This window comes from Kitasatospora sp. NPDC057518 (assembly GCF_042802075.1).
Taxonomy (GTDB): domain Bacteria; phylum Actinomycetota; class Actinomycetes; order Streptomycetales; family Streptomycetaceae; genus Kitasatospora.
Map to the genome: position 1 here is coordinate 1 of NZ_JBHVEU010000123.1, position 20,194 is coordinate 20,194.

Consider the following 20,194-nt stretch of genomic DNA (forward strand, 5'->3'; position numbering starts at 1 on the left):
GGCGTGCCCTTGCCCGGAGCCGGCTCCTCCGCGTCCCCGCCCTGCCCCGGACTCCGCTCCGCCGCGGCCGCGGCGGGCGGTGCCTGGGCCGGGATGACGGGCGGGGTCGAGGGCGGCGGCGGGACGGCCGGGCCCTGGGAGGGGAGAGTCGTGCCGAACGGGTCGGCCTTCTGCTCGGCCGCGACCGTGGTGCCGAACGGATCGGCGACCGGAGCCGCCCCGGCAGGCTGGGTGGCGGGCGCGTCGCCCGATACGTCCGGGACGCCCCCCATGGCGAAGGGGTTGAAGTCCGGCGGCGGGACCATCACCGGGGTGCCCTTCGGTCCGCCCTCGGCGTCCGGTGCCGCCTGGTCCCCACCGGCGGCGGGGACCTCCGGGGTCTCCGCGACCGGCGCGAAGGGGTTGAAGTCCGCGGGAGGCACCCGTACCGGTGTGCCGCGCAGGTGCACCGGCCTCTCCTCCGGCGCCTCCGCCGACGCCTCCTCGATGGTGGCGGCAGGCGACGGGGTCGGGGCGGGAGCGGGCGCCGGGGTCGGAACGCTGCTCACCGCGGCGGCCGGGACGGCGGTCGCGGCGCCCGGGACCGGTACGCCGTCCCAGCCGAACTGGATGCTCTTCAGCAGCTCCGCGAACGCCTCTGTGTACAGCTCCCAGTCCTCCGGCCGTGCCGTGGACAGCTGGGCGCACAGCACCGTCCCGCCATCCGGCAGCGGCACGAAGGCCTGGACGGCCGAGGTGACCACCCAGCGCCGCTGTCCGTCGGCGGCCAGCGGTCCGGGTACCGGGACGGTCCGGCCCTCGACCAGGACGGCGGCCGGTCCGGCCGGCAGCAGCACGGTCCACACCTCGGCGTGCCGCCGGACGGTGGCCAGCTCGGTGGCGAGCGCGGTGATCGGCAGCGGGTGCCGGGCGAGCGAGACGACCAGGGCGGCGTCCGAGGCGCGGTCGTCCAGCTCCAGGGCGCAGACGCCGGCGTACACGACGCCCGCGTCGCGGATCAGGTCGGCCAGGGTGGCGGAGATCACCGCGAAGTCGCGCCGCGGCTCCGGACCGGTCGCGCTGAACAGCTCTTCGGCGACCTCGGCCAGGTGCCGGGCCAGCTCATCGGCGGCCGCCACGGTGTCCGGGGCGCTCCCACCGCTCGCACTGCCACCGGTCCGGTCCGCGCCGTCGGGCAGCGGGGGCACCGTACGGGCGGAGACGCCGGGCGGGCCGCCCGGGGAGGTCAGCGAGTGGAAGCCGGGCGGTACGACCAGCCGGACCTCGGCGCCCGCGCCGGTGGGCAGTTCGACCGGCTGGCGGGTCTGCTGCCCGGCCGCCAGCGCGGCCAGCGCGGGGGCGAACGGCGGACGCAGCTTGGCGTCGGCGAACTCGCCGGTGACCGGGAGCTGGAACAGCGCGGCCGAGGTGGTGCCCCGGTCGGCGATGGCACCGCGCACCGCGCCGCCGCCGTACCGGGCCTGGAGCGCGGTGACCACCCGGTCGGTGAGCCGCGCGCCGGTGCCCGGCCGTCCGGTGCCCGCGGTGGTCACCGTGCCGAGCCGGTCGAGGGCGGTGTGCACCGGGCCGTTGGGGGCCAGCGGCAGGGCGAACAGCGCCTCGGCGGCGGGGTGTTCGGCCGTCCGCAGGGCGCTCAGCGAGGCCGCCGGGTGGCGCGAGGTGTGTTGGTCGAAGAGGGCGTCGGTGAGGGTGCCGAGGGTCGCGCAGACCTGCTCCGCTGCCGCGAAGGGATTGGCCTCCACGCTGAACTGGACGTCCTGGGTCACCTGGTGAGCCCCCCGCTCTGCTCCGTCTGCTGTCGGTGGTTCGGGTGGGACCGGCCCCGGCGCGGCGGCGCGCCGTCAGATCCCTGCTCATTCCTATCAGAGCCCACTGTCCTGACCGAACCGCAGGATCACCCGATGATCACTTGGACGGTCGGCGAGCGGCGACGAGTCCGGCGCCGACCCCGGTTACCGCTCCGCCGGGCACGGCCGTCGATCCGCCGACCGCGCGGCTCACTCGGCGGCGGCCCCGGTGGCCTGTGCGGACCCGTCGTCGGGGGTGCCGGCCGCGAGCGCGGTGACCGCCTCGACGATCCCCGGCACGGCGAACAGCCCCGCGAGGTCCCGCACCAGGCGCCCGGTCGGGCCGTCGGGGCGCTCGTCGGCGAAGAAGGAGGCCAGTTCGGCGGCGAGGGCCGGCTCGCGGGCGGCGGTGAGGGTGAGCGCCGCGACGAACTCCTGCACCAGGTGCAGCTGGAGCTCCGCCAGCGGCACCGAGCGCTCGGACAGCCACTCCAGCGAGGTGATCTCGGCGTTGGCGATCCAGGCCCGGACGGTCAGCCGCAGCCCGACGCTTGGCGCGGGGATCGCCAGGTGGGCCAGGATCTGCTCCTGCGCCGCCCGGCGCACGTCGTCGATCACCGCCGAGGTGCCCGCGCTGGCCGCCACCGAGCCGCCGCGCAGCAGGGCGGCGAAGCCCGGCCCGTGGCTCTGCACGAAGTCCAGGTAGCGGCCCATCACCCGGTGCAGCCGCTCCGACAGCGGCCCCTCCATGGGCTCCTCGAACCGCGCCGACAGCTCCTGCCCGGCCCGCCGCAGCGACTCCTCGTACAGCGCCTGCTTGCCGGGGAAGTAGTGGTAGACCAGCGGCCGGGAGGCGCCCGCGGCGGCGGCGATGTCGTCGATCGACACCTCTTCCGGCGGCCGGCGGCTGAACAGCTCCAGCGCCACGGCGATCAGCTGCTCCCGCCGCTCGTCCACGCTCAGCCGCCGACGCGGCCGCCCGCCCGCCGCCCCGGCGGATGCGGAGGTCCGTGCTGCGTGGTCGGCCGTCGGAGACGGCGTACGGGAGGCCATGCGCGCCACCCTAGTTCGTCGCGGGCCCTCCGGTGGAGCCTGGGGCGCGCCGCCCGTCGGCCCGCACGCCGTCTCCGAAGCCCGCACGCCGCCCCGCACCCCGAACCGTCGGCTCCGAGGCCTCGGCGGCGCTAGGCGGACCGGAGCTCCAGGTAGCGGCGGTAGGCCTCCAGGCCGTCGGGGACGAAGGTGTCGCGGGTGAGGCGGTCGGCGAGTTCGGCGGGGGTGAGCCAGGCGTGCCAGGCGACCTCGGACTCCTGGGGGGAGACCGGGCCGTCCCACTCCGCCTCGTACATGTCGCACCACCAGGAGAGCCGGTCCTGTTCGAAGAGGAACTTGAACAGGGGCCGCGGGGTGACGCCGTGGACGCCGAGTTCCTCCTCGGCCTCGCGGACGGCGGCCTCGGCGTAGGTCTCGCCGGAGCCGACCACGCCGCCGACGAACATGTCGTACGCGCCGGGGGCGAACAGCTTGGTGTCGGTGCGGCGGTGGACGAAGATCCGTCCGGCCGGGTCGCGGACCAGGATGAAGACGCAGCGGTGGGTGAGCCCGCGCCGGTACACCTCGCCGCGCAGGGCGGTCCCGATCACGCGGTCGTGCTCGTCGACGATGTCCAGCAGTTCCTCGGCAGGGTTGGTCATGGGGGACAGGTTAGGGTTTCGGGGCTCGGTTCGAACGAATTCGATCGAAGAAGGATCGAAGGAGATCGAAAGCGAGCGCACATGGCATGAGAAGCAGCGGAACTGGTCGAGGACGGCACGCGGTGGTGGAGATCTGGGGCGAGACGGCCGAGGGGTTCGAGCCCGTACGGGAGGCCTTCGCACGGAACTTCGCCGACTACGGCGAGCTCGGCGCGGCCTTCGCGCTGTACGTGCGCGGCCGCAAGGTGGTCGACCTGTGGGGCGGCGACGCCCGGCCGGAGGTCGGCGGCCGGCCGGCGCCCGCGGTGCCGTGGACGGCGGGCACCGCCCAGGTGCTGCGCTCGGTCACGAAGGGCCTCACCGCGACCGCCGCGCTGCTGCTGGTCGAGCGCGGCCTGCTCGACCTGGACGCCCCGGCGGCCTCGTACTGGCCGGAGTTCGCGGCGGCCGGCAAGGGCCGGGTCCCGGTGCGCCAGCTGCTCTCGCACCAGGCCGGGGTGCCCGCGCTGGACGTGCCGCTGCGGCTGGAGGACGTGCTCACCTGGGAGCGCGCGGCCGCCGCCGTCGCCGCGCAGGAGCCCGCCTGGGAACCCGGCACCGCGCACGGCTACCACCCGTACACCTTCGGCTGGCTGGTCGGCGAGGTGGTGCGCCGGGTGAGCGGCCGGACCATAGGCCAGTACTTCGCCGAGGAGGTCGCCCGGCCGCTCGGGCTGGACCTGTGGATCGGGCTGCCGGCCGGCGCCGCGCCCCGGGTCGGCAAGCTGGTCGACCTGCCGGCCCCGGAGGCGGCGCGGACCGGTCCGAGCGGGCTGCGGCTGCGGCCCAAGCAGTCCGTCCGGGACGCCTACCAGGACCCGGCCTCGCTGACCGCCCGCTCCTTCGCCTCGGTGCGCCCCGGCGTGGACCTCAACGACCCGGCGGTGCAGGCCGCCGAGATCCCCGGGGCCGGCGGCATCGGCACCGCCCGGTCGCTGGCCCGGTTCTACGCGGCGCTGATCGGTGCGGCCGACCGCGCGGACGGCTCCGGCGCGCTGCTGCCGCCGCTGCTCGGCCCCGAGGTGCTGGTACGCGCGGTCGGGCCGGCGGTGAGCGGGCCGGACCGGGTGCTGATCGTCAACTCCACCTTCGGCCTGGGCTTCTGGCGGCACGGTCCGACCGCGCCGATGGCCTCCCCGGCGAGCTTCGGCCACCCGGGCCGGGGCGGCTCGCTCGGCTTCGCCGACCCCGACCTGGGGCTGGGCTTCGGCTACGTCACCAACGGCATGCAGCCGGGTGTCACCGGGGACGTCCGCTCGCGGAACCTGATCCGCGCGGTGCGGGGGTGCCTGGGGCTGGACCGGTAGCCCCGGGGTCAGCCTGTAGCCCCGGGCCCGGCCGGTAGTCCCAGGCCTGGCTGGTAACCCCGAGCCAGGCCGGTCGCTTCAGGCCTGGCCGGTCTCGAAGCGGCGGATCTTCCCGCCGTCGACGGTGAAGCGCCACGCGGTGCGCATCGTGCCCCAGGTCTCGTTGGTGAACTCGGCGACCAGCGCGTGGCCGCCGTGCGACTCGGTCTGGACGGCCATCCGGCCGTTCGGGCCGAAGATCTCCCGGTCGACCCAGTCCGCCAGGTCGCGCTCGGACCCGTCGTCGGACATGGTCGCGTCTGCGGCGAGCAGCGCGAAGAAGGCCTCGCGGTCGCCCGCGTTGACCGCGGTGACGAAGGCGCGGACGGCGGGGTCGCTGAGTTTCGTGGGGGCGATGGTCACGCGGGACTCCCGGATCGGGGGTTGGGGTACGGGGAGTCCTGTCTACGGCTTTCGCGCGGGCCGTCCGGGCATGTCGGCGGCGCGTCGGTGAATTGGGCGCATTCATGTGCTTTGATCCCCGGAACAGGCGAATCGCCCCGGAGCCCGCCACGGGGAGTGGCGAGGAGCGGGAGGTCCCGGTGGGCCTCCCGCTCCGCTTTGCCGCCCCGCTTCCTGGAGGAAGCCGACTTCCTAGAAGAAGCCGACCGCGTCGGGGGAGTAGCTGACCAGCAGGTTCTTGGTCTGCTGGTAGTGCTCCAGCAGCGCCTTGTGGTTCTCCCGCCCGATGCCGGAGTTCTTGTAGCCGCCGAAGGCCGCATGGGCCGGGTAGGCGTGGTAGCAGTTCGTCCAGACCCGGCCCGCCTGGATGGCGCGGCCGGCCCGGTGGGCGGTGTTGAGGCTGCGGGTCCAGACGCCCGCGCCGAGCCCGTACTGGGTGTCGTTGGCGAGGGCGACGGCGTGGTCGAAGCCGTCGAAGCGGGTGACCGAGACGACCGGTCCGAAGATCTCCTCCTGGAAGACCCGCATCGAGTTGTCGCCCTCGAAGACCGTCGGCGTGACGTAGTACCCGCCGGCCAGCGCACCGCCGAGGTCGGCCCGCTCGCCGCCCGCCAGGAGCTTGGCGCCCTCCTCCTGGCCGATCTCGAAGTAGGAGAGGATCTTCTTCAGCTGTTCGACACTGGCCTGGGCGCCGACCTGGGTCTCGGTGTCCAGCGGGTCGCCCTGGCGCATCGCCCGGACCCGCTCCAGGCCGTCGGCGAGCAGCCGCTCGTAGATCGCGGAGTCGATCAGCGCGCGGCTGGGGCAGGTGCAGACCTCGCCCTGGTTGAGGGCGAACATCGCGAAGCCTTCGACGGCCTTGTCGTAGAAGGCGTCCGAGGCGGCGGCGACGTCCGCGAAGAACACGTTCGGGCTCTTGCCGCCGAGCTCCAGCGTGACCGGGATCAGGTTGTCGGCCGCCGAGCGGGCGATCAGCCGGCCGGTGGTGGTCTCGCCGGTGAAGGCGACCTTGCGGACCCGGGGACTGGCGGCGAGCGGGGCGCCGGCCTCCTCGCCGAAGCCGGTGACGATGTTGAGCACGCCGGGCGGCAGCAGGTCGGCGGTCAGCTCGGCGAGCAGCAGCACCGAGGCCGGGGTCTGTTCGGCGGGCTTGAGCACCACCGCGTTGCCGGCCGCGAGCGCCGGGGCGAGCTTCCAGATCGCCATCAGGATCGGGAAGTTCCACGGGATGATCTGGCCGACCACGCCCAGCGGCTCGTGGAAGTGGTACGCCACGGTGTCCTCGTCCAGCTGGGAGAGGCTGCCCTCCTGGGCCCGCAGCGCACCGGCGAAGTAGCGCAGGTGGTCGACGGCGAGCGGGAGGTCGGCGGCCAGCGTCTCGCGCACCGGCTTGCCGTTCTCCCAGCTCTCCGCGACGGCCAGCCGCTCCAGGTTGGCCTCCATCCGGTCGGCGACCCGCAGCAGCACCTGCGCGCGCTCGGCGGCCGAGGTGCGGCCCCAGGCCGGGGCGGCGGCGTGGGCCGCGTCCAGGGCGGCCTCGATGTCCTCGGCGGTGCCCCGGGCGACCTCGGTGAACACCTCGCCGGTGACCGGGGTCGGGTTGCCGAAGTACTCGCCGCGCACCGGGGGCGTCCAGTCGCCGCCGATCCAGTGCTCGTACCGGGAGCGGTAGGCGACGATGCTGCCGGGGGTGCCGGGGGGCTGGTAGACCGTCATGCTCGGTGTCTCCTCGCTGCGTCGGGTGCCGTCGGCGCGGCTCGGGCCGCGGGCGGCACGCCGGACCGCCCGGTCAGGGGGCGGTCCGGCGGGAGGGGTGGGACACGCCATCGGACCGGCGCCCCGCCGGGCGCCCGCCGTCGAGCACGATAACCGCCCGGCGCCCGGCGCGGCTACGGTCCGTACGCCGGGCCCGTACGGAGGGTGTGTCCGCCGGCCGCTCCCGGGGGCGTGCCGACGGGAGTCCGGAGCCGATCACCAGGGGCGCCCCGGAGCGGATCACCTCGGGCGCCCGGAACCGGATCGCTGCGGGGCGCGCGTTCCGGCCGCGTTCCCGCGGCGTGCCGCCGCACGCCGCCGCGTGGCCCGGACGGCGCTCCCGGGGCGGGCTGCCGTACGCCCGTCGGGCGGTTCGGGGCGGGCGCCCGGTCAGACCGCGTGGTACCGCCCGGTGCGGGCCTCCCAGCTGAGGTAGCCGGCCAGCCAGGTCAGCAGTCCGTCCGCGTACCGCTCGGCGATCACGCGTTCGATCCGGGAGAGTCCCAACTCGCGGTGGACGTCCGGCAGTCGGTCGCGCAGCTCGGCGCAGCGGTCGACCATCAGCTGGGCTTCGGCGATGACCGCCGCGCAGGCTTCCTCGGCCGAGCAGCACCGCTCCCGCTGGACGATCATGACCAGGTTGTTCACGTCTCCGCGCGGCGCCTCCAGCGGGTAGGAGCGCACGTCGTTGCTGAGGGACGGTATGTCGGCGGCCAGCTGGCGGAGTTGGCGCAGCACCGGGTGGTGCAGGACGGCGGCCGGGACCTCGAACTGGCCCAGGCGTTCGACCATGTCGAAGATGGTCTCCATGGCCGCGGTGCCCCGTCGGAGCTCCAGGTAGCCGTCGCGGTCCGGCGGCCGGGTGGAGATCCGGCCGGCCGCCTCGGCCGGGTGACTGGCCAGGTAGTACTCCCAGTTGTAGGCGGCGCGGGCCTGCCAGCGGGCCGGCATGCCCTGGACGCTGCGGTCCCACAGGTCGGCGAACGCGGTCTCGACCGGGGAGTCCTGGTCGGGGCGGGCGCCGTGCAGGACGGCGATCAGCCGTTCGCAGATCGGGGCGACTTCGGCGGGGCGGCGGCCGAGCGGGCCGTCGAACTGGTCGTCGAAGAGGAAGTAGAAGCCCATCAGGTCGGCGGCCAGGGCGAGTTCGTCCGGACCGGCGTCCGGGTAGCCGAGCGCGGCGAGGTCCACCACTTCCCAGTGGGCGTAGCCGGGGTGGTCGGCGTCGGGTAGCAGGGGGTGGCGGATGAGCCAGTCCCGGTGCAGTGCGGTGGCGCGCGGGCCGTGCGGACTGCGGCGGTGCGGGAACGGAATCTGAAGTGAGGTGTCGTCAGACATCGGACTCCCGGTGCAGCGGAGGTTGGGGGCGCTTTTTGTTCGAGCGCTGATGGTGGGGGGAGTTGACGCGGCGAGGCGCGGGCGGTGGGGGTGGGTTCCGCAAGATCATCCGAACCTCGAAGGCCGTAGGGTATCTGATGCAATGATCGGACGTTAGGGATATAGGGCAGTTGCCCTTGACAAGCCGCCCGAACCCTCACCGTCCGCCCCAGCCTGCACGAATGCCCCACGGGAACGGCCGCGCGGCGCTAACCTCGGCTGCACGCAGTGATGGAGCTGTGACGCGAGCGGGCGAGGCGGAGGCACGACGGTGACCGAGCAGGAGAACGCAATTCGGGCGGGTGCTGGTTCCGCCCACGAGGGCGACGGCACCGCGCCCCGGGTCCGGCTGCACGACCGCGACTCCGAACTGCGCTCGGTGGAGGCCGCCGTGGACCAGCTCTGCCGCGGCTTCGCCGCAGGTGGCACCGAGATCGGTGACCTGCTCACCTTCTCCGGCCGCCCCGGCATCGGAAAGACCAGTCTGCTGCACGAGGTCCGGCGGCTCGCCAAGCTCCGCGACGGCGCCACCGTGCTCTTCGCCCGAGGCGGAGAACGGCAGTTCAAGGATCCGTACCACGTGCTGCGGCAGCTGCTCCAGCCCGTGCTCAGTGACCTGCCGCCGGACGTGTTCGCCCAGGTCATGGGCACCTGGGAGGAGGTCGTCGGACCGGCCATGGGCCTCAAGCAGCCCAAGGCCGGCGCCCGCCGCCTCGACCCGCAGGGCGTGCGCGACGGCCTCGACTACGTCCTCACCCAGCTCGCGCCGCGCCGGGCGCCGATGGTGATGATCGTCGACGACCTGCACTGGGCGGACGGGGAGTCACTCTCCTGGCTGACCAAGTTCGCCATCCGATCGAGTGAACTTCCCGTCCTGCTCGTCTTCGCCTTCCGGGAGGACGAGAGCGACTGGCCCACCGAGACCCAGGAATTCCGCCGGGCCGTCCTCGGACTCAAGGCGCGCAGGCACGAGCTCAACCGCCTCAACCTCAGTTCGGTCACCGACATGATCCGTGCCGAACTCGGCGACAAGGCCGAGGAGGCCTTCTGCTACGAGTTCTGGAACGTCGTCAACGGCAACCCGTTCGAGGTCATCGCCCTGCTCGACCAGGTCCGCGACCAGGAGCTCGAACCGGTCGAGGAGAACTCCCGACAGCTGCGCGAACTCGCCGTCGACGCCACCGGGATGACCCTCAAGAGCTGGCTGGACCGGCTCGGCGCCAGCACCCTGCGGTACGCCTGGGCCTGCGCGATGCTGGGCACCGACATCCGGGTCGACCTCGCCACCCGGATCTCCACCCAGAGCACCGAGGGCGCCCGCGAGTCCATCAAGCAGCTGCGCAAGCAGCGCGTGCTGACCCAGACCCCCAACGGGAACCTGGAGTTCGTCCACCCGCTGATCGCCAGCTCCATCTACAACACCATGCCGGACGCCACCCGCCTCGGCATGCACGGCATCGCCGCCGCCGAGATCGAGAACGCCGGACTCGGCCTGCTCGCCGCCTCCCGCCACCTGGTCGAGACCCACTCCGGCGAGGGCGACGACCGGATCGTCAAGAAGCTGCGCCGCGCCGCCATCGAGCACCAGCTGATCGGCGCCCCCGAGGCCGCCCAGCGCTGTCTGCACCGCGCGCTCAACGAGCCGCCCGCCGACGAGATCAAGGCCGAAGTGATGTACGAACTCGGCTGCTCCGCACTGCTCACCGACCCCGTCGCCACCGTCAACCAGCTCAAGCTGGCCCTCGACCCCGACGAGCTGCCGCTGCGGCCCGAACTGCGCGTGGACGCCACCTTCCGGCTCTCCGAGGTGCTCGCCCACGCCGGTGAGCTGGGCGAGGCCGCCCTGGTCTGCCAGCGCGAGGCCGAGCAGACCGTCGACCCGGCCGGCCGTCAGCGGCTCCAGGCCGCCTCGTTCATGTGGCACGCCTTCCGCAAGTCCGAGGAGGACGGCCCGGGCCGCTCCGCCCGGCTCGGCGAGATGTGCCGGAGCCTGAACGGCAAGGAGGCCTCCGCCCGGGCCGTACTCGCCATGCGCGCCTGGGACCTCACCCTGCGCGGCGCCCCGTCCGCGGAGGCGCTCGCGCTCGCCGACGAGGTCCTCGACGGCGGGCGGCTGCCCAAGGGCCTCGGGTGGACCGACACCACCTGGGGCTTCGAACTGCCCTCGATGCTCTGCCTCACGTACATCTACAACGACCGCATCGCCCAGGCCGAACGGCTGGCCGCGGACGCCATCATCCAGTTCGAGGTGGCCGGTTGGAGCGGTGCCCACCGGGGCTTCGCCTACTTCCTGATGGGCCTGGCCCGGTTCCGCCGCGGCCTGCTCGCCGAGGCCGAGGACTTCCTGCGCCGGGCGCACCGCATCTCCGAGCGGATCGGGGACATGCTGCCGCTGGCCTGGGACGCGGTCGGCGTGCTGGTCGACACCCTGCTCGCCCGCGGCCGGATCGACGAGGCCTGGCAGCTGGCCAACGACTCCGGCTTCCACCCGCCGTACCACGCGACCGCCATGGTGCTGCCGGACGCCGCCTCGTTGTACGGCAAGCTGCTGGTCGCCAAGACCCGCAACGCGGGCGCGGCTGCCGCGCTCACCGAGGCGGGCTCCCAGCTGGAGATCCGCGGTTGGCGCAACACCGTCTGGGCGCCCTGGGCCGGCCACCTCGCCATCGCGATCGCGGGCGACGAGCCCGAGCGTGCCCGGGAGTACGCCCAGAAGGCGGTCCATGACGCGCGGGCCTTCGGCACCGCCTCGGCGATCGGCAGCGCGCTGCGGCTGTACGCGCGGATCGAGCACGGCCGACAGGCGGTCGAGCTGCTGGAGGAGGCCGTGGCGTACCTCGGGCAGTCCCCGGCCGGATACGAGCACGCCGTCGCGCTGGTCGACCTCGGGGCCGCGCTGCGCCGGGTCGGTCGGCTGGACGACGCCCAGGAGTGCCTGTACCAGGGCATCGAGCTGGCCCAGCACTGCTCGGCGGAGGGGCTGGTCGACCGGGCGCGGCAGGAGCTCGCCAACTACGGCCTGCGGCCCAACCGGGTGGGGCTGCGCGACTTCCGGGACACCCTGGAGACGCTCAGCAGCTCGGAGTGGGAGGTCGCCAAGCGGGCCGTGCAGGGCGTGCCGCCGCAGCGGATCGCCGACGAGCTCGGGGTGCCGATCGGAATCGTCAACCGGCGGCTGGCGGCGGTCTACCGCAAGGCGGGCAGCGGGCCGGACGGCCTGGCCTCGGCGCTCGGGCTGCCGCCGCAGCAGCGGGACCTGGGGCGGCTGGGGGACCTGAACGACTAGGCGGGCGACCGGCCGGTGCCGGGCGCGGCGGTCAGCGCCCGGCGGTCGGGTCCGGCGCCATGTGCGCGGACGCGCCCGGCGTGCGGGTGGTGGACGGCGGCGCGCGGGGCGGCGCGTGGGCTGGTGGAAGCGCCCCCGCTGCCGCCGCCGTCGCTAGGCTGACGGATACGGGGCTGCCGCGGCGCCCCCTCGACGGACCCGGAACCGGGCGGCCGCGGTGCAACGCCCGCCGCCAGTGAGGAGCAGGCCAATGGCGAGCGAGGCCACCAGCGTGCGGCAGGAACCCCTGGACCCTTCGGGCGCGGGTGCCGCGATCGAGCGCTGGACGCTCACGGCCGGCCCGTACGAGGCGAGCGTGCTCACCCTCGGGGCGACCCTGCACACCCTGAGCGCTCCGGACCGCTCCGGCCGCTCCGCCCAACTGCTGCTGGCCACCGACCGGTTGTCCGAGATCCTCGGCCCGGCCCGGCACTACGGCACGGTGGTGGGCCGGTACGCCAACCGGATCGACCGCTCGTCGGTCACCATCGACGGCGAGGAGCACCAGCTCGCTCCGACCGGCGGCGGCATGACCATCCACGGCGGTCCGGACGGCTTCGCGCACCGGATGTGGGCGGCCGAACCGGTCGAGGGCGGGGTGCGGCTGGCGCTGCACAGCCCGGACGGGGACCAGGGCTTCCCCGGCGCGTTGGACGTCACCGTCACGTACACCCTGGACGCCTCCGGCGAGCTGGTGATCGCCTACCGTGCCGTCACCAGCAAGCCGACCGTCGTCAACCTGACCAACCACGCGTACTTCAACCTCTCGGGTGAAGGCAGCGGCGACGTCCTGGGCCACCTGCTCACCCTGGACGCCGACGCGTACACCCCGGCCGACGAGCGGCAGATCCCGTACGGTCGGACCGAGCCGGTGGTCGGCACGCCGTTCGACTTCACGGCGGCCACGCCGATCGGCAAGTCGGTGCACGACGAGCACCCCCAGCTGGCCGGGCCCGGCGGCTACGACCACAACTGGGTGCTGCGCGCCCGGCCGGCGGACGGGGCCCCGGCGCGGGCCGCGCTGCTGGAGGACCCGGTCAGCGGCCGCACCCTGGAGGTGCTGACCACCGAGCCGGGCATCCAGGTCTACACGGCGAACAAGTTCCAGGGCGCGGTCACCGGCGCGAGCGGCGTCCCGTACGGGCCGTTCGCCGGGATCGCCCTGGAGACCCAGCACTTCCCGGACTCCCCGCACCACCCGGCGTTCCCCAGCACGGAGCTGCGGCCGGGGGAGGAGTTCCGCTCGACCACCGTGCTCCGGCTGGGGATCCATCAGTAGGACCGGTGGGAAGGGCTGACGGCTGGGACCGACCGGCAGGGCTGATCAGGAGGACCGGCTGGGGCCGGCGCTACGGCCGCAGGTCCCGGCGCATGCAGAGCCGGGGCCAGCGGTCCAGGCCGTGCTCGGCCTCCTTGCGGCGGATCTCCCGCAGGCCCGGCGTGAGTTCCTCCTCGGCCAGCGGCCGAAAGCCGCAGCGGGCGTAGTAGGGGGCGTTCCAGGGGACCTCAACGAAGGTCGTGAGGGTGAGCGCGGGGGCGTCGGTGGTTTCGGCGAGGTGCTCGATCAGCGCCCGGCCGATGCCGCGGCGGGCGTGGTCGGGGTGCACGGAGACCTGTTCGATGTGGAGGGCGCCGTCCACCGGTTCGGCGAGCAGGTAGGCGGCGACGGTTCCGTCGGGGGCCTCGGCGAGCAGGGCGACGCCCCGCTCCAGGTAGTGCGCCAGCTCCTCGGGTGCGGGGGGTTCGTCCTCGGCGATCTCCGGCATGCCGATCGCGGCGAAGGGTGCGCCGGCGGCCCGCTCCAGCTCGGCGAGCAGCGGAAGTTCGTCCCTGGTGACGGCTCTGATTCGCATGCGTCCAGTCTGCTGCAGAGCGTTTCCGGCCACGCACGGTGGTTCCGTCGGCCAGCCCACGGAGGGGCGAATCGGGCGAAACGGGGCAATCGGTGCCACCGTCAACTACCGAGTGGCTACGTCCAGGACACGCGGGCGTAACGATCGCGGTTTCTTGCAGAAACTTGCTGCAAGGACTTTCCGTCCCTCTTGCGCCGCTGTTAACTTCCTTCCCGAGCCCGACGGCAGCAACGGTGCGGTCGGCACGAGGCAGCCATTATGCGCCTGTCTCGGAACATCTCGGGCACCCCCACCCTCCCTAGGAGTTCTCATGCGGCGTGGCATCGCGGCCTCTGCCCTCGTTGTGGCCCTCGCGGTCTCGATGGCTGCCTGTGGCAGCAGCGGCTCCAGCTCCGACGGCAAGGCCGACGGGCCGGTCACCCTCACGTACTGGGACACGTCGAACGCCACCAACGAGGCGCCGAACTACCAGGAGCTCGTCAAGAAGTTCGAGGCTGCGAACCCGACCGTCAAGGTCGACTTCGTCAACGTGCCGTTCGACCAGGCGCAGAACAAGCTGCAGACCGCCATGGGGGCCAAGGGTGCTCCGGACGTGTTCCGCTCCGAGGTCGGCTGGACCGCCGCCTTCGCCAAGGCCGGCTTCCTGGAGCCGCTGGACGGCACCCCGGCCGCCGCCGACACCTCCGCCTTCCAGCCGAGCCTGATCCAGCAGGCCAAGTACGAGGGCAAGCTGTACGGCGTTCCGCTGGTGACCGACACGCTCGGCCTGCTCTACAACAAGGAGCTGTTCACCAAGGCCGGCATCACCGAGGCGCCGAAGACCTGGGACGAGCTGAAGACCGACGCCGCCGCCGTCAAGGAGAAGGCCGGCGTGGACGGCTTCTGGCTGAAGGCCGCGGACGGCTACTACGCGATGCCGTTCCTGTACGGCGAGGGCACCGACACCGTCGACGCCGCCGGCAAGAAGATCAGCGTCGCCTCGCCGGAGGCCGTCAAGGCCGTCGAGACCTACAAGACGATGTTCACCTCGCCCGGCACCGTCAAGGCCGACGTCACCACCGACGCCTACGCCCACATGATGGACGCCTTCAACAGCGGCAAGGTCGCGGCGATCGTCCAGGGCCCCTGGGAGATCACCAACATCTACAAGGGCTCGGCCTTCGCCGACAAGAACAACCTCGGCATCGCCGCCGTCCCGGCCGGCTCCAGCGGCAAGGCCGCCGCTCCCACCGGTGGTCACAACATCGCCGTGTACGCGGGTGCCGACAAGGCCCACAAGGCCGCCGCGGAGAAGTTCGCCGCCTTCATGACCTCGGCCGAGAGCCAGGCGTTCATCGCGCAGAAGAACTCCACCCTGCCGACCCGCTCCGACGCCTTCACCGCCGACGTCAAGGCCGACCCGGGCATCGCCGGCTTCCAGGCCGTGCTGAGCAGCGCCAAGCCGCGCCCCGAACTGCCCGAGTACAGCTCGCTGTTCGCCTCGCTGAGCACCAACCTGGGCAAGGCCGTCCAGGGTACGAGCACCCAGGACGCGCTGAACACCGTCTCCACCGACTACGCCAAGCTCCTGCCGGGCTTCGCCAAGTAGTCCCTGTGCCCGGCCCGCCGGTCGACGGGTGACAGCGGACGAGGAGCGGCCGAACGCGTGACGGCGAACGAATAACAGAGAACAGATTTCATCATCTGTCAGTTGTTCGCCGTCCGCCGTTCGGCGCCGCCCTCACCTGTCGCCCCCCGGAGGGCCGGGCCGTCGGCTCCCCCCGAGAATCCCCCCGAGAAGGTGCAAACGATGTCAGTCGCCGTGCAGGGCGCCACCGGCAAGGGCAGCCGGGAGCGCGAGCAGCGTCCGGGCCTGCTGGAACGCGTCAAGCGCTCCTACGCCAAGCACTGGTACGCCTACGCGATGATCGCCCCGGTCGTGCTGGTGCTCGGCGTGCTGGTGCTCTACCCGCTCGCCGAGGGCATCTGGCTCACCCTCACCGACGCCAACAGCCTCAACATGGCGCGCAAGATCGGCGTCAACGAGATCCCGGCGACCTACCAGTTCGTCGGCTTCCACAACTACGCCGACATCCTGTGGGGCCCGGGCTCGTACGACCGCTTCTGGTCGCACTTCGTCTGGACCATCGCCTGGACGGCCGTCTGCGTCTTCCTGCACTACACCCTCGGGCTCGGCCTCGCGCTGCTGCTCAACCAGAAGCTGCGCGGCCGCGCCGCCTACCGGATGCTGCTCATCCTGCCGTGGGCCGTACCGACCTTCGTCACCGTCTTCTCCTGGCGCCTGATGCTCGCCGACGGCGGCGTGGTCAACAGCATCCTCTCCTTCCTGCACCTGCCCGAGCCGGGCTGGCTCACCGAGCCGTGGGCGCAGAAGGCGGCCGCGATCATGGTGAACACCTGGGCCGGCGTGCCGTTCATGATGATCTCGCTGCTCGGTGGCCTCCAGTCGATCCCGGCCGAGCTGTACGAGGCCGCCGAGATGGACGGCGCCACCGCCTGGCAGCGCTTCCGGTACGTCACCCTGCCCGGGCTGCGCTCCGTCTCCTCCACGGTCGTGCTGCTCGGCGTGATCTGGACGTTCAACCAGTTCAACGTGATCTTCCTGCTGTTCGGCACCGGCGCCCCCGACGCCCAGCTGCTGGTCACCTGGGCGTACCGCCTCGGCTTCGGCCAGATCCCGCGGGACTACGCGCAGTCCGCCGCCTACGGCGTGATCCTGCTGTCCATCCTGATCGTCTTCACCGCCTTCTACCGGCGCTGGCTCGCCCGCAACGAGCAGGCCAACGGCTGAGGCCCCGGACCCAGTTGACCCACGAAGGCAGGTACCCCCGATGAGCACCACCACCGAACTCCCGGCCCGTGCGGCGGCCCCGGCCCCGGCGGCCCGGCCCGCCAAGGTCCGCCGTCGCGGCGAGCGCAGCCCGCTGGCCCGGGCGCTGTCCCACGGCACCCTGATCCTGGCCGGCCTGATCGCGCTGTTCCCGGTCGGGTGGATCCTGTTCGTCTCGCTCGGCCCGGACAAGACCGACTACCTCCACCCCGGCCAGATCCTCGACAAGCTGACGCTGTCGAACTACCAGCACGTGCTGTCCGACACCGACTTCTTCACCTGGTTCGGCAACGCCCTGCTGGTCTCCGGGGTCACCACCGTGTTCGGCGTGATGCTCGCCGCCACCACCGGCTACGCCGTCTCCCGGATGAAGTTCCCCGGGCACAAGCCGCTGATGTGGTCGCTGCTGGTCACCCAGATGTTCCCGATCGCGGTGCTGATCGTGCCGATGTACACGATGCTCTCCGAACTCGGCCTGCTGGACAGCTACACCGGCCTGATCCTGGTCTACTCGACCACCACCGTGCCGTACTGCGCCTGGCTGCTGAAGGGCTACTTCGACACCATCCCGGTGGAGATCGACGAGGCCGGCCGGGTCGACGGGCTCAGCCCGTTCGGCACCTTCTGGCGGCTGGTGCTGCCGCTCGCCCGCCCGGGCCTGGCGGTGGCGGCCTTCTACTCGTTCCTCACCTACTGGGCCGAGGTGCCGTTCGCCTCCACGTTCATGCTCAGCTCCGACAAGTACACGCTGGCCGTGGGCCTGCAGACCTTCGTCAGCGAGCACGACGCCCAGTGGAACCTGATGGCCGCGACCGCCGTGCTGATCGCGATCCCGTCCGCGGCCTTCTTCTACCTGGTGCAGCGCCACCTGGTCACCGGTCTGACCGCCGGCGCCTCCAAGTCGTAGCGCGCCACCGCGTCGTCACGCACCACCCGCACGCCGCCGCTCCCGACCACGTCGTCACGCGCCTCCACGTCCCGGCGCCTTCCGCTCCTCTAGTCCCCAAGGGATACCGTCCATGACCCAGAACCTGGCCGACACCTCCCGGCCTGCCGCCGACACCGCTCACGAGGCGAACGTCAGCGCGTCCAGAGGCTGGTGGCGGGACGCGGTCATCTACCAGGTGTACCCGCGCAGCTTCGCCGACTCCAACGGCGACGGCATGGGCGACCTGCCCGGCGTCCGCAGCCGCCTGCCCTACCTGCGCGACCTCGGAGTGGACGCGGTCTGGCTGTCGCCGTTCTACGCCTCGCCGCAGGCGGACGCCGGCTACGACGTCGCCGACTACCGCGCCGTGGACCCGATGTTCGGCACCCTGCTGGACGCCGACGCCCTCATCCGGGACGCCCACGACCTGGGCCTGCGGATCATCGTCGACCTCGTCCCCAACCACTCCTCGGACCAGCACGAGTGGTTCCAGCGCGCCCTGCGGGAGGGCCCCGGCTCCCCGCTGCGCGACCGCTACCACTTCCGCCCCGGCAAGGGCGAGCAGGGCGAACTCCCGCCCAACGACTGGGAGTCCATCTTCGGCGGCCCGGCCTGGACCCGCAGCGAGAACCCGGACGGCACCCCCGGCGACTGGTACCTGCACCTGTTCGCCCCGGAGCAGCCCGACTTCAACTGGGAGAACCAGGCCGTCGCCGACGAGTTCCGCTCGATCCTGCGGTTCTGGCTCGACATGGGCGTGGACGGCTTCCGCATCGACGTCGCCCACGGCCTGGTCAAGGCCCCCGGCCTGCCCGACCTCGGCGGCGCCGACCAGCTGAAGCTGCTCGGCAACGACGTCATGCCGTTCTTCGACCAGGACGGCGTGCACGAGATCTACCGCAGCTGGCGCACGATCCTCGACGAGTACCCGGGGCAGCGGATCGGCGTCGCCGAGGCCTGGACCCCGACCGTCCAGCGCACCGCCAACTACGTCCGCCCCGACGAGCTGCACCAGGCCTTCAACTTCCAGTACCTGGGCACCGGTTGGGAGGCCGCTGCGCTGCGTGAGGTGATCGACCTCTCGCTCGACTCGATGCGCCCGGTCGACGCCCCCACCACCTGGGTGCTGTCCAACCACGACGTCACCCGGCACGCCACCCGGTTCGCCAACGAGCCCGGCCTCGGCACCCAGATCCGCACCCCCGGCGACCGGGCGCTCGGCCTGCGCCGCGCCCGTGCCGCCACCCTGCTGATGCTCGCGCTGCCCGGCTCGGCGTACGTCTACCAGGGCGAGGAGCTCGGCCTGCCGGACGTCACCGACCTGCCCGACGAGGTCCGCCAGGACCCGTCCTTCTTCCGCCAGGCCGGCCAGGACGGCTACCGCGACGGCTGCCGCGTCCCGATCCCGTGGTCCGGCACCGAGGCCCCGTACGGCTTCGGCCCGGTGGCCGGCGGGCCGTCCTGGCTGCCGCAGCCGGCCGAGTGGGCCGAGCTGAGCGTCGAGGCGCAGACCGGCGACCCGAACTCCACCCTGGAGCTCTACCGCAGCGCGCTGGCCGTCCGCCGGGCCCAGCCCGACCTCGGCGCCGGCACCGGGGTCGAGTGGCTGGAGAGCCCCGAGGGCACCCTGGCGTTCCGCCGCGGCGCCTTCGTCTGCACCGTGAACACCACCGGCGAGCCGGTGCGGATCGCGGCCCCGGGCACGCTGCTGCTCGCCTCGACCGACCTCGTGGTGGACGGCGGCGAGACGGTGCTCGCTCCGGACAGCACCGGCTGGTGGGCGGTCTGACGTGGTTGGAATAGGCTCTGGGACCGTGACTACGGCGCGACTCTCAGACATCGCGGCGCAGGCGGGGGTCAGCGAAGCCACCGTCTCCCGCGTGCTCAACGGCAAGGCGAACGTTTCCGCCGCCACCCGGCAGACCGTGCTGGCGGCACTCGACGTGCTCGGGTACGAGCGGCCGACCCGCCTTCGCCAGCGCAGCGCCGGGCTGATCGGCCTGATCACGCCGGAGCTCAGCAACCCGATCTTCCCGGCGCTGGCCCAGGTGATCGAGCAGGTGCTCAGCCGGCACGGCTACACCCCGGTGCTGTGCACCCAGACGCCGGGCGGGTCCACCGAGGACGAACTGGTGGACATGCTGGTGGACCGGGGCGTGGCGGGCATCGTCTTCGTCTCCGGCCTGCACGCCGACACCACCGCCGACCACGACCGCTACGCCCGGCTGGCCGGGCGCGGGGTGCCGTTCGTGCTGATCAACGGCTACAGCGAGAAGATCGACGCGCCGTTCATCTCGCCGGACGACCGCGCCGCGATGTGGATGGCCGTCCAGCACCTGGCCGAACTCGGGCACGAGCGGATCGGGCTGGCCGTCGGTCAGCGCCGGTACGTACCGGTGCTGCGCAAGATCGAGGGCTTCACGGCGGCGATGCGCGAGGTGCTCGGGCTCGGCCGGGAGGAGGCCGAGAACCTCGTCCACCACACGCTGTTCAGCGTGGAGGGCGGGCACGCGGCGGCCGGCGCGCTGCTCGACAAGGGCTGCACGGCGATCGTCTGCGGGAGCGACATGATGGCGCTCGGGGCGATCCGGGCGGTGCGGCAGCGCGGGCTGTCGGTGCCGCAGGACGTGTCGGTGGTCGGCTTCGACGACTCGCCGCTGATCGCCTTCACCGAGCCGCCGTTGACCACGATCCGCCAGCCGGTCGAGGCGATGGCCACGGCGGCGGTGGACGCGCTGCTGGAGGAGGTCGGCGGGAACGCCGCCCAGCGCGGCGAGTTCATGTTCCAGCCGGAACTGGTGATGCGCGGGTCCACCGGGGCCTGCGCGCGCTGAACCCCGGCCGCCACGGCCGTCGGA

At 72.9% G+C, this 20,194-nt stretch carries 14 protein-coding genes and 1 pseudogene; 8 read left to right on the forward strand and 7 right to left on the reverse strand.

Features of this window, described 5'->3' with window-relative positions; all coding sequences use genetic code 11:
* The 3 genes and pseudogenes from ACFU7Z_RS15390 to ACFU7Z_RS15400 all read right to left on the reverse strand — a co-directional run.
* Positions 1 to 1,766: pseudogene (locus ACFU7Z_RS15390) on the reverse strand (hypothetical protein); the annotation flags it as partial.
* Between the two features lie 231 nt (positions 1,767 to 1,997).
* Positions 1,998 to 2,840: a TetR/AcrR family transcriptional regulator gene (locus ACFU7Z_RS15395; RefSeq protein WP_375876293.1), complete on the reverse strand. Its 843-nt coding sequence runs from the start codon at positions 2,838 to 2,840 to the stop codon at positions 1,998 to 2,000.
* Positions 2,841 to 2,971: 131 nt separating this feature from the next.
* A complete protein-coding gene (locus ACFU7Z_RS15400; protein ID WP_049649511.1) occupies positions 2,972 to 3,481 on the reverse strand; it encodes an NUDIX hydrolase in 510 nt (169 codons plus the stop codon).
* A gap of 86 nt (positions 3,482 to 3,567) precedes the next feature.
* Here ACFU7Z_RS15400 and ACFU7Z_RS15405 point away from each other — a divergent pair, with 86 nt between their 5' ends.
* Positions 3,568 to 4,827 (forward strand): serine hydrolase domain-containing protein, encoded by a 1,260-nt coding sequence (locus tag ACFU7Z_RS15405; RefSeq protein WP_380777821.1) that lies wholly within the window; start codon positions 3,568 to 3,570, stop codon positions 4,825 to 4,827.
* 78 nt (positions 4,828 to 4,905) lie between these two features.
* Here the strand turns inward: ACFU7Z_RS15405 and ACFU7Z_RS15410 are convergent, their stop codons facing one another.
* The 3 genes from ACFU7Z_RS15410 to ACFU7Z_RS15420 all read right to left on the reverse strand — a co-directional run bounded on the left by ACFU7Z_RS15410 (position 4,906) and on the right by ACFU7Z_RS15420 (position 8,361).
* Positions 4,906 to 5,229 (reverse strand): hypothetical protein, encoded by a 324-nt coding sequence (locus ACFU7Z_RS15410; RefSeq protein WP_049649513.1) that lies wholly within the window; start codon positions 5,227 to 5,229, stop codon positions 4,906 to 4,908.
* A 231-nt stretch (positions 5,230 to 5,460) separates the two neighbouring features.
* Entirely contained in the window at positions 5,461 to 6,984 is a 1,524-nt protein-coding gene (locus ACFU7Z_RS15415) for an aldehyde dehydrogenase family protein (protein WP_049649514.1), read from the reverse strand.
* Between the two features lie 429 nt (positions 6,985 to 7,413).
* Positions 7,414 to 8,361: a hypothetical protein gene (locus tag ACFU7Z_RS15420; RefSeq protein ID WP_049649515.1), complete on the reverse strand. Its 948-nt coding sequence runs from the start codon at positions 8,359 to 8,361 to the stop codon at positions 7,414 to 7,416.
* 310 nt (positions 8,362 to 8,671) lie between these two features.
* On the opposite strand from ACFU7Z_RS15420, the gene ACFU7Z_RS15425 reads away from it, so the two are divergent.
* Both ACFU7Z_RS15425 and ACFU7Z_RS15430 read left to right on the forward strand, forming a co-directional pair.
* Positions 8,672 to 11,686 (forward strand): AAA family ATPase, encoded by a 3,015-nt coding sequence (locus ACFU7Z_RS15425; RefSeq protein ID WP_079272478.1) that lies wholly within the window; start codon positions 8,672 to 8,674, stop codon positions 11,684 to 11,686.
* Positions 11,687 to 11,936: 250 nt separating this feature from the next.
* A complete protein-coding gene (locus ACFU7Z_RS15430) occupies positions 11,937 to 13,004 on the forward strand; it encodes an aldose epimerase family protein (RefSeq protein ID WP_380777822.1) in 1,068 nt (355 codons plus the stop codon).
* 70 nt (positions 13,005 to 13,074) lie between these two features.
* Here ACFU7Z_RS15430 and ACFU7Z_RS15435 read toward each other — a convergent pair whose 3' ends face one another.
* Positions 13,075 to 13,578: a GNAT family N-acetyltransferase gene (locus tag ACFU7Z_RS15435; RefSeq protein ID WP_380777823.1), complete on the reverse strand. Its 504-nt coding sequence runs from the start codon at positions 13,576 to 13,578 to the stop codon at positions 13,075 to 13,077.
* 310 nt (positions 13,579 to 13,888) lie between these two features.
* Here ACFU7Z_RS15435 and ACFU7Z_RS15440 point away from each other — a divergent pair, with 310 nt between their 5' ends.
* From ACFU7Z_RS15440 to ACFU7Z_RS15460, 5 genes are all read left to right on the forward strand, one after another.
* Complete coding sequence (locus ACFU7Z_RS15440; RefSeq protein WP_074004381.1) at positions 13,889 to 15,166, forward strand: extracellular solute-binding protein; 1,278 nt, start codon at positions 13,889 to 13,891, stop codon at positions 15,164 to 15,166.
* A 201-nt stretch (positions 15,167 to 15,367) separates the two neighbouring features.
* Positions 15,368 to 16,369, forward strand: a complete 1,002-nt coding sequence (locus ACFU7Z_RS15445) for a carbohydrate ABC transporter permease (RefSeq protein ID WP_049650566.1) — start codon at positions 15,368 to 15,370, stop codon at positions 16,367 to 16,369.
* Positions 16,370 to 16,409: 40 nt separating this feature from the next.
* On the forward strand, positions 16,410 to 17,315 hold the full coding sequence (locus tag ACFU7Z_RS15450) for a sugar ABC transporter permease (RefSeq protein WP_380777824.1): 906 nt from the start codon (positions 16,410 to 16,412) through the stop codon (positions 17,313 to 17,315).
* 112 nt (positions 17,316 to 17,427) lie between these two features.
* Positions 17,428 to 19,125: a glycoside hydrolase family 13 protein gene (locus tag ACFU7Z_RS15455; protein ID WP_049650564.1), complete on the forward strand. Its 1,698-nt coding sequence runs from the start codon at positions 17,428 to 17,430 to the stop codon at positions 19,123 to 19,125.
* A 25-nt stretch (positions 19,126 to 19,150) separates the two neighbouring features.
* On the forward strand, positions 19,151 to 20,170 hold the full coding sequence (locus tag ACFU7Z_RS15460; RefSeq protein ID WP_181970866.1) for a LacI family DNA-binding transcriptional regulator: 1,020 nt from the start codon (positions 19,151 to 19,153) through the stop codon (positions 20,168 to 20,170).
* The last annotated feature ends 24 nt before the right edge of the window (positions 20,171 to 20,194 follow it).